The sequence below is a fragment of the Pseudarthrobacter sp. NPDC092202 genome, from assembly GCF_044755505.1.
GTDB lineage: Bacteria > Actinomycetota > Actinomycetes > Actinomycetales > Micrococcaceae > Arthrobacter.
Genome location: NZ_JBIVRG010000013.1, coordinates 67,835 through 81,494 on the forward strand (window position 1 = coordinate 67,835; position 13,660 = coordinate 81,494).

12 protein-coding genes are annotated in these 13,660 nt (G+C 66.3%); 9 read left to right on the forward strand and 3 right to left on the reverse strand.

Going from position 1 to position 13,660, the window contains the following annotated elements; all coding sequences use genetic code 11:
* Positions 1–2 precede the first annotated feature (2 nt).
* The 9 genes from ACIQF4_RS17240 (at position 3) to ACIQF4_RS17280 (ending at position 10,616) form a co-directional block, all read left to right on the forward strand.
* Positions 3–1,685 carry an ABC-F family ATP-binding cassette domain-containing protein gene (locus tag ACIQF4_RS17240; protein ID WP_400517782.1) on the forward strand — a complete coding sequence of 561 codons (1,683 nt, stop codon included), beginning with the start codon at positions 3–5 and terminating at the stop codon, positions 1,683–1,685.
* Between the two features lie 41 nt (positions 1,686–1,726).
* Positions 1,727–2,500: a DeoR/GlpR family DNA-binding transcription regulator gene (locus ACIQF4_RS17245; RefSeq protein ID WP_400517781.1), complete on the forward strand. Its 774-nt coding sequence runs from the start codon at positions 1,727–1,729 to the stop codon at positions 2,498–2,500.
* Positions 2,497–3,690: an MFS transporter gene (locus tag ACIQF4_RS17250; RefSeq protein ID WP_350003412.1), complete on the forward strand. Its 1,194-nt coding sequence runs from the start codon at positions 2,497–2,499 to the stop codon at positions 3,688–3,690. Before ACIQF4_RS17245 ends, ACIQF4_RS17250 begins: the two co-directional genes overlap by 4 nt.
* Before the next feature lie 64 nt (positions 3,691–3,754).
* Positions 3,755–5,254 (forward strand): bifunctional phosphatase PAP2/diacylglycerol kinase family protein, encoded by a 1,500-nt coding sequence (locus ACIQF4_RS17255; RefSeq protein ID WP_400517780.1) that lies wholly within the window; start codon positions 3,755–3,757, stop codon positions 5,252–5,254.
* Between the two features lie 149 nt (positions 5,255–5,403).
* On the forward strand, positions 5,404–6,351 hold the full coding sequence (locus ACIQF4_RS17260) for an ABC transporter ATP-binding protein (RefSeq protein WP_400517779.1): 948 nt from the start codon (positions 5,404–5,406) through the stop codon (positions 6,349–6,351).
* Positions 6,348–7,193 (forward strand): ABC transporter permease, encoded by an 846-nt coding sequence (locus tag ACIQF4_RS17265; protein ID WP_350003420.1) that lies wholly within the window; start codon positions 6,348–6,350, stop codon positions 7,191–7,193. Before ACIQF4_RS17260 ends, ACIQF4_RS17265 begins: the two co-directional genes overlap by 4 nt.
* A gap of 28 nt (positions 7,194–7,221) precedes the next feature.
* Positions 7,222–8,574 carry a histidine kinase gene (locus tag ACIQF4_RS17270; RefSeq protein ID WP_350003422.1) on the forward strand — a complete coding sequence of 451 codons (1,353 nt, stop codon included), beginning with the start codon at positions 7,222–7,224 and terminating at the stop codon, positions 8,572–8,574.
* Positions 8,571–9,263 (forward strand): response regulator, encoded by a 693-nt coding sequence (locus tag ACIQF4_RS17275; RefSeq protein WP_400517778.1) that lies wholly within the window; start codon positions 8,571–8,573, stop codon positions 9,261–9,263. Before ACIQF4_RS17270 ends, ACIQF4_RS17275 begins: the two co-directional genes overlap by 4 nt.
* Before the next feature lie 33 nt (positions 9,264–9,296).
* A complete protein-coding gene (locus ACIQF4_RS17280; RefSeq protein ID WP_400517777.1) occupies positions 9,297–10,616 on the forward strand; it encodes a M18 family aminopeptidase in 1,320 nt (439 codons plus the stop codon).
* On the opposite strand, the gene ACIQF4_RS17285 is transcribed toward ACIQF4_RS17280, so the two are convergent.
* The 3 genes from ACIQF4_RS17285 to ACIQF4_RS17295 all read right to left on the reverse strand — a co-directional run bounded on the left by ACIQF4_RS17285 (position 10,613) and on the right by ACIQF4_RS17295 (position 13,636).
* Positions 10,613–11,278 (reverse strand): NeuD/PglB/VioB family sugar acetyltransferase, encoded by a 666-nt coding sequence (locus ACIQF4_RS17285; RefSeq protein WP_350003427.1) that lies wholly within the window; start codon positions 11,276–11,278, stop codon positions 10,613–10,615. The two genes, ACIQF4_RS17280 and ACIQF4_RS17285, sit on opposite strands and share 4 nt — an antisense overlap.
* The gene (locus ACIQF4_RS17290) at positions 11,275–12,405 is read right to left on the reverse strand and encodes a DegT/DnrJ/EryC1/StrS family aminotransferase (RefSeq protein WP_400517786.1); all 1,131 of its coding nucleotides are present in this window, start codon (positions 12,403–12,405) and stop codon (positions 11,275–11,277) included. Before ACIQF4_RS17290 ends, ACIQF4_RS17285 begins: the two co-directional genes overlap by 4 nt.
* Positions 12,406–12,490: 85 nt before the next feature.
* Complete coding sequence (locus ACIQF4_RS17295) at positions 12,491–13,636, reverse strand: Gfo/Idh/MocA family oxidoreductase (RefSeq protein WP_350003428.1); 1,146 nt, start codon at positions 13,634–13,636, stop codon at positions 12,491–12,493.
* Between the last annotated feature and the right edge of the window lie 24 nt (positions 13,637–13,660).

Consider the following 13,660-nt stretch of genomic DNA (forward strand, 5'->3'; position numbering starts at 1 on the left):
ACGTGGCCCATATTGACGTTTCCGGCATAGATTACTTCCTCTCCGACGGCACCCAGCTGCTCAACGGGGTGACCTTCAAGGTCCCGGACGGCACCAAGACTGCCCTGATCGGCCCCAACGGCACCGGGAAGACCACCCTTTTCCGCATCATCGCCGGTGACCTGGTGCCGGATGAAGGCGTGATCGGGCGTTCGGGGAACATGGGCATCATGCGGCAGTTCGTGGGCCAGGTCCGGGACGATTCCACGGTCCGGGACCTGCTGGTATCCGCTGCCCCGCCTGCGCTGGCGGCAGCGGCGCGTGAGGTGGACGACGCCGAGCTGGCCATGGTGGAGCACGACGACGAGCCAAGCCAGATGCGGTACGCCCAGGCCATCGTGGACTGGGGAGACGCAGGGGGCTACGACGTCGAAACCGTCTGGGACGAGGTGTGCATGGCCGCGCTGGGACTTCCCTTTGACCGCGCGCAGCACCGCCCGGCGTCGAGCCTTTCCGGAGGTGAGCAGAAGCGGCTGGTTCTCGAAGCGCTTTTTGCCGGACCGGACGACCTCCTGTTGCTGGACGAACCTGACAACTACCTTGACGTTCCGGGCAAGCGGTGGCTTGAGGAGAAGCTGAACGAGTCCAGGAAAACAGTCTTCTTCATCAGCCACGATCGTGAGCTGCTGAACAACGCCGCAGGGCGCATCGTCACGCTGGAACCAGGCATCAACGGTGCCGGCGCCTGGATCCACGGCGGCGGGTTTGGCTCCTACGTGGAGGCGCGGGCAGAACGGAACGCCCGTTTCGAGGAACTGCGGAAGCGGTGGGACGAGGAGCACGTCAAGCTCAAGGAACTCGTCAACATGTACAAAAACAAGGCTGCATTCCGCTCGGACATGGCCAACCGGTACCACGCTGCCCAGACCCGCCTGGCGAAGTTCCTGGAAATTGGGCCCCCAGAGGCCCTGCCCATCGAGCAGAATGTGCAGATGCGCCTCAAGGGCGGGCGCACCGCCAAGCGTGCCATCGTGGCGGAGAAACTGGAACTGACCGGTCTTATGAAGCCCTTCTCCACCGAAGTATGGTTCGGTGACCGCGTGGGCGTCCTGGGCTCCAACGGCTCGGGCAAGTCGCACTTTCTCCGGCTGCTGGCGACGGGAGGGACCGATCCTGAGCGGGAGCACCTGCCCGTTTCCGACGTCGAAATCGCCGAAGTGCCGCACGAGGGCACGGTGAAACTTGGCGCCAGGATCCGTCCCGGGTTCTTTGCCCAGACCCACGTCCGGCCTGACCTCCTTGGCAAGACCCTGCTGGAAATCCTGCACCGTGGTGATGAGCACCGTTCAGGACTCGGCCGGGAGGCCGCGGCCGGGGCACTGGACGGCTATGGACTGGCGGGGCAGTCGGAGCAGAAGTATGAGTCCCTTTCCGGCGGGCAGCAGGCGCGGTTCCAGATCCTGCTGCTGCAGCTGAGCGGTGCCACTTTGCTGCTCCTTGACGAGCCGACGGACAACCTGGACCTTCACTCGGCCGAGGCACTTGAGAAGGCCATTGACCATTTCGAAGGCACCGTCCTCGCGGTGACCCACGACCGCTGGTTCGCGCGCACTTTCGACCGCTTCCTGGTGTTCGGATCCGACGGCAAGGTGTACGAATCCGCCGAGCCGGTATGGGACGAAAAGCGCGTGGAGCGCGTCCGCTAACCCAGGATTATCAAATGATCAGAAATTGCTATCATTTGATCATGAAGACTGACGAGCGGCACCGCGCTATTGCCGGGCTGCTCCGCAAGCGCCATGAGGTGACCGTGGAGGAGCTGACGGTGGCCTGCGACGCCTCGGGCGCCACCATCCGGCGGGACCTCGAGGTCCTGGCAGCGAACGGCGTCCTCCGCCGCGTCCACGGCGGGGCGCGGAGCCTGATCGGCCGCGGCGAAAATCCGGGCTACGGCCAGCGCGAGCTGGAGGACCAGGACGCCAAACGGCGGATCGCGGCTGCGGTGGCAGGACTATTGGCGGACCGTGAACACGTCTGGCTGGACAGCGGCAGCACAGCTGCGGAGGTGGCGCGCGCGTTGGGCGGCAGGGACCTGACCGTCATGCCGATATCCCTCAGGTCGCTGACCATCCTCGCGGGCGAAGAACCCACCGCGGGCACCCGTCCTGCCCTGCTGCTGCCGGGCGGCAGCCTTGTCCCCGGCGAGCTGAGCTTCCGCGGCCCGCTCGCTGAATCCAACATCCGGTCCCTGCGCTTCGATACAGCCGTTGTTACACCGTGCTCCGTAGACCTCAACGCCGGCCTCCTGGCCCACGACATCGATGATGCGGCAGTGAAACGTGCCGGACTGGAATCCGCCGGCCGCGTCGTGGTGGCAGCCGCCGCCTCCAAATGGGACGCACAGGCCCGGGCACTGGTTGCCGGGCTGGAACGGGTGGACGTCCTGGTGACGGATAAGACCTTCAGCGCCCAAGACCGCGCGCAACTCGACAAATACTCCCTGGAAGTAGTGACTGTATGAGCATCAACACCGGAACAGAGCAGCACGCTGGACTGAACGCCGCTGCCGCAGCCACCTTTGTGGTATTTGGCATCAACGGCCTGGTCTTTGCCAGCTGGGCCGCGAGGATTCCCGCCGTCACCGAGACCCTGGAGATCACCTCCGGCCAGATGGGCACGCTGCTGCTGTGCACCGCCGTGGGTTCGCTTCTCGCCCTCCCCACTGCGGGCCTCGTGGTGGGCAGGATCGGGACCGCCAACACCGCACGTTTCGGCGGCAGCCTGGCGGCCCTTGCGGGGGTAGGAATCGCGGCGTCGCTCTCTGTTGCCTCCATTCCGGGGACGGCGGTTTCCCTGTTCTTCTTCGGGATAGCCATCGGCCTCTGGGACGTAGCCCAAAACATCGAAGGCGCCGACGTGGAACACAAGCTGCGGCGCACCATCATGCCCCAGTTCCACGCAGCCTTCAGCGGCGGTGCCTTCGTCGGCGCTCTGATCGGCGCCGGACTCTCGAACCTGGGCGTCGGCCTTCCCCTGCACCTGCTGGTCATCGCCGGCGTGGTGGTACTGGTAATGCTGACCGCCCCGCGCTACTTCCTCCCGCACATCTCCAACGCCACACCTGATGGAGAACCAAAGGCAGCAAAAGGCCCGTCAGCCTGGCGCGACAGCCGCACCCTGCTCATCGGCATCGTGGTCCTGGGGGCAACACTGACGGAAGGGGCGGGCAATGACTGGATCGCCAAAGCCTCCGTAGACGGCCTGGGCACCTCAGAATCCACCGGCGCCCTGATGTTCGCGCTCTTCGTCCTTGCCATGACGGCAATGCGCTTCCTTGGCGGCCGCGTCATCGACAAGTACGGCCGCGTTGCCGTCCTGCGGGCAAGCATGGCTGCCGCAGCGGCCGGGCTCTGCCTCTTCGTGCTGGCAGGAAACGTGTGGCTTGCCGCCGTTGGAGCTGCCTTGTGGGGAGTTGGCGCAGCGCTGGCCTTCCCCATGGGCATGTCCGCCGCTGCGGACGATCCCAGGCATGCCGCGGCAAGGGTGTCTGTTGTATCCACGCTGGGTTATATATCGTTCCTCGCGGGGCCTCCGCTCCTGGGATACCTGGGCGACCTCACCGGAATCCACCTGGCCCTCCTGGCCATCCTCGCCCCCATCCTCTTGGCGCTCCTGCTCGCAGGAGTGGCAAAACCCCTCAAAGCCGGGTAACGCCGCGCACGGGCTGTTCCGCAAGACCGGAAAATTCGCTTTCCGTGCGCGGTAGGGTGATGGAATGCAGAGCAAATGGCGCCGAATCCATCGCTGGATCAGCCGCCTGGACAGATACCTTGTGCGGCATGTCTCGGATCTCCCGGGAGGTAACCATGATGCGTTCTTCCGCCAGCTCTCCGCCTCCGCCAACCACGGCAAGCTCTGGATGGCCGCTGCTGCAGCGATGGCTGCCTTTCCGGGACGGCCCCGCCGTGCGGCCCTGCACGGCCTCATCGCCCAGGCAGTGGCTTCAGCCGTCACGAACGTTGTCTTCAAAACCCTGCTCCCGCGCACGCGGCCGCTGCCGGAACATCTTCCGGTCTTCCGGTTCGTCCACCCCCAGCCGACGAGTTCCTCCATGCCATCCGGCCACTCCGCGTCCGCCGTCGCCTTCGCGGTGGGAACAGGACTCGTCCAGCCCGGGATCGGGGCCGCGTTGGCACCTGTGGCCGCGGGGGTCGCCTACTCACGCGTCCACACCGGTGCGCACTGGCCTTCAGATGTGTTGTTTGGCTCCGCCTTGGGCGCCGGCGCTGCCCTCCTGACGCGGAAGTGGTGGCCGGTACGCCCTCCTTTTCCCCAGGTGGCGCGCAGCAGGACGCCGGCGCCCGAACTCCCCGGCGGCACAGGTCTGAGCATCGTGGTCAACACCCTCGGCGGATCTTTCACGGAGGAAACGGCCGCGGCCCTGCAGGAAGTATTCCCAAACGCCCATATTAATTCCGTCCATCCCGACCAGGAGCTGCTGCAGGAAATCCGGCTTACCGCGGAACATCCCGGCACCCGTGCGCTCGGGGTATGGGGCGGTGACGGTACGGTCGGCGCTGCGGCCGCCGCGGCCGTCGAGCATTCCCTTCCCCTCCTGGTACTCCCCGGCGGCACCCTGAACCACTTTGCCCGGGACGCCGGCACCGGAAGCCTCAAGGAGGCTGTGGCCGCCGCATCCAGGGGAGAAGCGGCGCTGGCGGACCTGGGGATCGTCACGGTGGAGCGCGGACTGGCTGGCAGCCCGGAAAAGGCACAGTTGACCATGCTGAACACCTCCAGCGTTGGCCTGTACCCGAATTTCGTGCGCCGCAGGGAACAACTGCAGCCTGCGCTGGGAAAGCCCTTGGCCGGCGTAGTGGCGATGCTCCGCACGTTCGCGGCAGGAACCCCGCTCACCCTCACTGTCGACGGCAGGCGGCACAAAGTGTGGATCGCATACGTTGGAAGGGGCCGGTTCTACCCGCGCGACCACGCGCCCTTGTTCCGGCCCGTCATGGACGACGGCGTGCTCGACGTCCGCATGATCACGGCCGACGAATCCTTCGCCCGGATGCGGCTTCTGTGGTCCGTGGTGACGGGCACGGTGTCCACCTCGCGGATTACCCACCTCTCAGAGGCAACACGGGTGCGGATCGATGCCGGCGGGTCACCGATGGCTTTGGCAGTGGACGGTGAGGCACTGGCCGGCGTCCGCAGCGTTGAGTACACAGTGCGCCGCCGGGCCCTTTCCTACTACTCACCGCAGCCCCAGTGACTTCCCGGTCATCCAAGGGGACTACCCTGAGCTGTCCCTGAATCATCCCTGAGACCGGCGCAATCCATCCCGGCCGTGGGTAGCGTGGTGCGTACCAGTCTTCTGCAGGACATCCCGCAGTCCACAGCTTTCGTTCGAAGGAACATTCCATGATTGAGGCAACAGGGCTGACCAAGGTCTACGGCGATAAAACCGCCGTGGACGGGGTCAGTTTCACCGTCCAGGCAGGCCGCGTCACCGGTTTCCTGGGACCCAACGGCGCAGGAAAATCCACCACCATGAGGATGATCATGGGACTGGACCGGCCGACGTCAGGTTCGGTCACCGTGAACGGGGTGCCGTTTGCGCAGCATGCCGCACCCCTGCGTGAAGTGGGCTCCCTCCTCGATGCCAAGGCCGTCCACACCGGCCGCACGGCGTACAACCATCTCCTGGCCATGGCCGCGACCCACAGTATTCCAAGGAAACGGGTCCAGGAGGTCATCGAGATGACCGGACTGGGGGAAGTGGCGAAAAACAAGGTGAAGGGGTTCTCCCTTGGCATGGGACAGCGGCTGGGCATTGCCGCCGCACTGCTGGGCGACCCGCAGGCCATCATCCTCGACGAACCGGTCAACGGCCTGGACCCGGAGGGCGTGGTCTGGGTGCGGAACCTGGTGAAGTACCTGGCCTCGGAAGGGCGGACAGTATTCCTGTCCAGCCACCTGATGAGCGAGATGGCCATGACCGCAGACCACCTGATTGTTATTGGCCGGGGCAGGATCATTGCCGATGCCCCCATTGGTGAAATCATCACCGGCAAAGGCCAGTCCCGCGCCCGGGTCCGGACAGACCAGCCGGAGCAGCTCATGCGCCTGCTGGCGGCCGACGGCGTCTCCGTGGAAATCCAGGACCACGAACTCCTTGAGGTTGCCGGCCTGCCCGCCAGGGACATCGCCCGGACAGCGCTGGACAACCGGATCATGGTCTACGAGCTCACGCCGCTCCAGGCAAGCCTCGAAGAGGCGTACATGGAACTGACCAAGGACGAGGTGGAGTACCACTCCCTCATCACCACGGGAGCTGCGGCGCCCACCCAGACCGGAGGACAGCAATGAGCACAGCAGCACTTCAATCCCGCCGGCAGCAGGGCACGCCCGGGCCCGGTTTCCTGCGCGTCCTCAACTCGGAGTTCATCAAGTTCCGGACCCTGCTCTCCACGCTGATCCTGGTGGCATCCACCGTGCTGGTGATGGTGGGCTTTGCGGCCCTGAACGCGTGGGGCATCGGACAGTTTTCGGAGGCAGCCCGGAACGACCCCCAGGCAGCCGCCGCCTTCGCTGCCCAGGGCGGCGACCTTACGGCGGGAATCCCCACATCTGGCATCGCCTTCGCCCAGCTCATCATCGGATCGCTGGCGGTTCTGCTCATGAGCTCGGAATTCACCACCGGGATGGCACGGTCCACCTTCACGGCGGTTCCCAAACGTACGCCGGCCTTCATTGCGAAGCTGATGGTGGTGACGGCGTGCGCATTCGTGGTGACCGTGGTGTCATCCCTCCTGGCCTACGTGGCGGCAACCCCCATCCTGGACAACTACGGCTTTGACATAGACCTGGGCTCCGAACACTCCCGCCGCCTCCTGCTGGTCAGCGGCCTGTATGTGGCTGCAGTAGCGGCAATCGGCCTGTCCCTTGGAACTCTCCTGCGCAACTCAGCAGGAGGCATCATGTCCCTGGTGGGGCTGTTCTTCGTCGTCCCCATCGCCTTCCAGCTCATCCCCGGGGAGTTCTTCGAGGAAGCGCGGAAGTACCTGCCGGACAGCCTTTTCGAGCGGATCGTGACAGCTGCCCCCGCTGAGGACGCCCTGCAGGTCTGGCAGGCCTGGACATGGCTGGGCGTGTGGGTGGTTGTTCCGGTGGCGGCAGCCATGATCGTGCTGAAGAAGCGCGACGTCTAGCACCCCCACGAAACGCGCAGCCTCAGATATGAACCAAACGGCATATACAAGGGACGCGCCGGCCGGGCAGGCCGACGCGTCCTTTGCCGAACTCACGGCGAGGCGCAAAGGGCGGCTTCGCCGATACCTGCAGGGGCGCCCGCTGGTCATGGATTCAGTTGTGGCTGCCAGCTACAGCCTGCTGGTGGCACCCACCGCGGTGGATGCCGCCTCCTCGGGCAACTGGCCCGCAGCCGGCCTGTTGGTCCTGGTGGCCGGATCGCTGTTCCTGCGCCGGTTCTACCCCGTAGGACTGGTGGCCTTCGTCGCGGTGGCGGAAGTGGCAGTCACCCTGCTGCACCCCTGGGGCTCCAACGTGTCCGCGGGGCTGTGGTTCTCGCTGTATGCCGTGGCCGTGGCGCACACCCGCCGCTTCGCCCTCATCACCATGGCCGCCGGCACCGCTCCGCTGGCGTTGCTCTACCTCCTGGCAGCCGTGGGACCCATGGAAAACTCCTTCGTCCACGATCCCGGAGTCAACCCGGGCGACTTCCACCTCCTGACCAGCATCGCCACCGGCGCCACGATAACCCTGTCCAACATCGTGGCCACGGGCATTGGAATCGGCGTCCGCCAACGCCGTGAGCATGAGCAGGAAGTCGCCGCCTGGGCCGCCCGGGCCGCAAGTCTCGCCTCCGTCAACGAGCGGAACCGGATCGCGCGCGAAATGCACGACGTCGTGGCCCACTCGCTGACGGTAATGATCAGCCTGTCCGACGGTGCCGCCGTCGTGGTCCGGAAAAGCCCGGAGCGCGCCGGCGAGGTACTCGGCGAATTGTCCAGGACGGGACGGACCGCCCTCGCTGACATGCGCCGGGTCCTCGGCGTGCTCCGCGATGACACCGGAACAGCCGCCCCCAGGCTGCCCCTTACGGCGGGGGACAGCCTGGCCAGCCTGCTGGAAGGCTTCCGCATAGCGGGCCTGCCGCTGCACTACTCCCACACCGGGCCGGCCTTGCCCGATGATGCGGCGTTCCAGCTCACGGTGTACCGGATCGTGCAGGAATCGCTCACCAACGTGCTCCGCTACGGCCGCGCCCTCACCCGGGTGGACGTCACCGTTGTCCGCTCCGGCTCCACCGTCACCATCGACGTGCTCGACGACGGTGCCGGGGTGGCCGGACATCCCGCCACGGAGGGGGCTGCTTCTCCGCCCGGCGCTGGCGGTTCCCATGGGTCCGGCCAGGGGCTCGCGGGGATGGCCGAGCGGTCCAGGATCTACTCCGGCTCGGTGGAAGCTGGGCCCAGCGGCCGGGGCTGGCGCGTGCACGCTGTACTGTCCTGGCCCGGCGAGGAGTCCGCTGGATCGATCCGCCCCTACGAACTGCAAGGCAACCCATGACCGGCAACGCACCCATCAACGTCCTGCTGGCCGATGACCAGCCGCTGCTGCGGATGGGATTCCGCCTGATCCTGGAGGGCGAAGAGGACCTGAGGATTGTTGGCGAAGCCTCGGACGGAGCCGACGCCGTGCACCAGGTCCGGGAGCTCAACCCGGACGTGGTGCTGATGGACGTCCGCATGCCCGTGCTGGACGGCATCGAGGCCACCCGGGCCATCACCGCGGCCGGTTCCTGTGCCCGGATCATCATCCTGACCACCTTCGACGTGGACGAGTATGCCTTTGCCGGCCTCCAGGCAGGGGCCTCGGCCTTCCTCCTAAAGGACGTGGCGCCGTCGGAACTGGTCAGCGCCGTCCGGGTGGTGGCCAGCGGCGACGCCGTGGTGGCGCCGCGCGTAACGCAGCGCCTGCTGGAAACGTATGTCCGCGGTGCCGCCCGGCCGGCCCCGGCCGTTCCCGCGCCGGACCCCCTGCTGGCTGACCTGACCCCGCGGGAAACGGAGATGCTGGAGGCGATGGCCGAAGGGCTGTCCAATGCCGAAATCGCCCACCGGTACTACCTCTCGGAAGCGACCGTGAAGACCCACGTGCGCCGCATCCTCACCAAGCTCCACCTCCGGGACCGGGTCCAGGCCGTTGTCTACGCCTACGAAACCGGCCTGGTGGTGCCGAGCAACCCGGACTACTGAGCCCGCGGCCCAACGCCGTCTAGACTCGAGACCATGCCTTCCCTTGCCTCCGCCGCAGACCACATCCAGGACCTTGGCGCCTACGTCAGCGCCTCGCCGTCGAGCTTCCACGCCGTGCACGAAGCAGCGCGGCTGCTGGAAGACGCGGGCTTTGTGCGCCTGGACGAACTGCAGCCCTGGGAAGGCGGGCCGGGCCGGTTCTTCATCATCCGGGACGGGGCGCTGATCGCGTGGGTCGTTCCCGAAGGGGCGGGGCCGGCCACGGGCTTCAACATCCTGGGCGCGCACACCGATTCGCCCACCTTCAAGCTCAAGCCCAAGCCCACCACGGGTGCCCACGGCTGGCTCCAGGCCGGTGTGGAGGTGTACGGCGGGCCGCTGCTGAACTCGTGGCTTGACCGGGAACTGCAGCTGGCCGGCCGCCTGGTCATGCTGGACGGCACCGAGCACCTGACCGCCACGGGGCCAATGCTCCGTTTCCCGCAGCTTGCCATCCACCTGGACCGCGCTGTCAACGACGGCCTGGCCCTGGACAAGCAGCGCCACATGAATCCGGTGTGGGGGCTCGGCAATCCTGCCGATGCCGACCTGCTGGCCGTGCTGGCCTCCCACGTTTCCGGGGCTTCCGTGGACCCTGCCAAAATTGGCGGGTACGACGTCGTCCTTGCGGACACGCAGGCACCTTCGGTTTTTGGGGGCAACAGCGAATTCTTTGCCTCCGGACGGCTGGACAACCTGTCCTCGACCCATGCGGGGCTGGCGGCCCTGATCGCGCACGCCTCCGGTGCTGTGTCCGGTGCTGTTTCCGGTACCGGCAGCCCGATCGCCGTCCTGGCGGCGTTCGACCATGAGGAGATCGGCTCCAACTCCCGCTCGGGTGCCTGCGGACCCATCCTCGAGGATGTCCTGGTGCGGATCTCTGACGGCCTCGGCGCCACGGTCAGCCAGCGGCGCCAGGCGCTGGCGGCGTCATTCTGTGTTTCCGCCGACGCAGGCCACGCAGTACACCCCAACTACGCGGAGCGGCACGACCCCGCCAACCATCCGGTGCTGAACGGCGGCCCGCTGTTGAAGATCAACGCAAACCAGCGCTACGCCACTGACGCCCCCGGCGCGGCTCTGTGGGCCCGGCTGTGTGCCGATGCCGGCGTGCCGTACCAGGAGTTCGTGTCCAACAACGCGATTCCGTGTGGCTCCACCATCGGTCCGCTGACCGCCACCCGCCTGGGAATCCGGACGGTGGACGTGGGTGTTCCGCTGCTCTCCATGCATTCCGCGCGGGAGTTGTGCGGGGTGGAGGACCCCTGGCGGTTGGCCGCGGTGGCCGGGCTGTTCTTCCGCACTGCCGCCTAGCGGGACGGTTCCTTTCCGAAGGCGAACAGGTGCTGGTCGATTTCGTGGGCGGGGACTCCAACCCACGTTTCTCCGGCGGGCACGTTACTGAGGACGGCAGCACCCATGCCCACCGTGGCATAGTCACCCACCGACGTCCTGTCCCGGACACTCGAATTCATGCCGAGGTAGGCAGCCTTCCCTACCCGGACGCCGCCGCCCAACGACACGCCGGCGCCGAACGTCGCAAAGTCCGCCACGTCGTCGTCATGCGTGAAAGTCACCGAGGGCATCGCCACCACATGCGAGCCCAGTGTGACGGCGGCTGTCAGGGTGACATTGCGCAACAGGATGCTTCCCCGCCCAATCCGGCAGCCCTCGGGATACTGGACCGAGGGGTCCACTGCTGTTGCATACCGCGATTCATGGATGCCCAGCGACGTGAGCCGGTCCACCACGGCCTCCCGTGCCTTCCCTGACCCCAGGCACACCAGCAGGAATGCGTGGGTGTAGTTGGCGGCATCATCGATGCTTCCCAGGACAGGCGCACCGTCAACGGTGACCCCCGCCATCTCCTTGTCGTCGTCCAGCAGGCCCACGACGTCGTACTGGCCACTGCTTCGCACCATCGCCAGGACTTCACGGGCAAGGCCGCTCACTGAAATAAGGATCAGTTCACTCACGTGCCCACCGGGTGCGCTGCGTTCCGGATCGCATTGATGACGCGGTTGATGCTGGACGAGTCGATCTCGTGGAAGACAGGGAGGACCAGGGTGCGGTCGCTCAGCCGCTCCGTGGATTGCAGCCTGGCGTTGCCGTTGTCGCGCCAGCGGTACGCCGGCTGGCGGTGCGCGGCATACGCCCCGCGCCGTGCGGTGATGCCGGCCTCGGCCAGCCTTTCCAGCAGCGCTTCGCGGGTCATGGGGAATCCCGGGAGGACTTCCAGCCACAGGGATTGGTAGTTCGTGGTGCCATAGGGGGGATCGGACACGATCCTCAGCCCTTTGAGGCTTTTGAGGGCCTCCACGTACAGGCCCGCGATGTTCCGCCGCCGTTCCACCATCTGCGGCAGTCGCCGCAGCTGGATGATTCCGACGGCGGCCTGCAGGTCGGTCATGCGGTAGTCGAAGCCAACTTCAAGGCAGACCTCCCGGGGGGAGAGGAACAGTTCTTCCCGGTTGAGGGCTGCCAGGCTGCTTGAATGTTCCCTCAGGGCCCGGGCTCGGGCCGCCCAGTCCGCCCGACGGGTTGTGAGCATGCCCCCTTCGCCGGTGGTGAGGATGTGGTTGGGATGAAAGGACCACACGGTGATGTGGGCGCCGGCGCCCACCGGCTTGCCCTTGTACCGCGAACCAACTGCACAGGCTGCGTCTTCGATGACCGTGAGTTCGTGGCGGTCGCAAAGATCGCGGATGGGGTCCAGGTCCACGGGCACCCCGCCCTGGTCCACCACTATCACCGCCCGGGTGTCCAAGGTCAGGGCGGCGTGGATCGTCTCCGCGGTGACGTTGCCGGTGGCAGGATCCACATCGCAGAAGACGGGGCGCGCTCCGACGTACGTCACGGCGTTGGCCGTGGCGATATAGGACAGGGAAGGCACAATAACGTCGTCGCCGGGACCGATTCCCGCCACCACGAGGGCCAGATGCAGCGCGGTGGTGCCGCTCGACGTCGCCACGGCGAACCGGGCCCCCTGTGCGGCTGCGAAGTCGGCCTCGAATTCCTTGACTTTCGGACCTTGGGTAACGCATCCGGAGAAGACCACCTCGGCCAGCGCGTGGGCTTCCTCCTGCCCCAGCCAGGGCTTCATTACTTCGATGCGTGCAACAGCTGATTCGGTGGCCACGAGGCACCATCTTTCCTAGGAGGAACGGAACGAAGACGGGCAGCTTGTCTCACCTGGACCACAGGACGCTTTCAAGCCACGATCCTGCGGCATACTGCTGGTAATCCTCGGGCCCTGGTACCTGGATGCTTGACGCTTGGCCTTCAAGGCCCCTGCTGCGGGTGACGGCCTCCAGCATGCCGAGTACCCGCAGGCCGGATGTGTTGGTGGACGGTGCCCTCTGCTGGCCGCGCGCCCGGCGCGCAAACTCGGCAGCCGCACGGTTCCGCGCCTCCTGGCCGAAGGCGGTCACCGGTCCATCTTCGGCCGGCACCTGAAGTGCGCCCGGCTCCGCCCAGTATGGGGACCGCCGCCGCTGCTGGGTGGATGAATCAGAGTCGAAGATGCCCAGTTGCTCCTCTTGCAGCATGGCATCCCACACCAGGACGAGCTGTGAACCTGCGATGACCAGCTGGTTGCTCTTCACGCGGCTCAGGTTGTTGACATGCAGGTGCACGGTAGCGTCGTTGGGAAGCCTGAAGTTCACGTGGCCAACACAGTCGCGGCCGGTACCCAGCGGGTCCCCGCCGAGGGCCGAAACACCCTGGGGATTGAGGCGCCCGGCAAAAACAAAGTCAAGGAGGGCGAGGCTGTCGGGGGCAAGGTCCCAGAAAACGTCCCGGTCAGTCCGGGACAGGTTGCTTTCGGTGCGCACGGCTTCGACGAAGAGGATATCGCCCAGGGACCCGCTGGCCACCAGCTTCCGCATCTTTTGCACAGCCGGCTCAAAACACTGGGCCTTGTTTGCCATCAGGACAACGTCCCTGGCGTCCGCCTCCGCCGCCATCTCCTGCCCGAGTTCCAGGCTGTCCGCCAGCGGCTGTTCCACCAGAACGTGCTTGCCCGCCCGCAGCGCAGTCATTCCTGTTCCGAACAGGGCCCGGAGGGGGGTGGCGATTGCCACCGCATCCACCTCCACACTGTCCAGCAATTCGTCGATGGCCTCAAACCAGGGCGTACCGCCAAGTTTTTCCGAGACCTTGGCGGCCCGGCGGGAGTCCACGTCGCAAATGGCCGCCAGGTCCCAGTCCGGGCTGTCCTGGAGGGTTTCGGCCATGCCCGCTCCCCGGGAACCTGCGCCAACCACAGCGATACGCAACCTGTCCGCGTTCACGCCGTCCCTGCCGTGGCCGGAGTCCTTAGCGAAAGCTTCCATTCTCATCCTCTTTGTCAGTAGGCG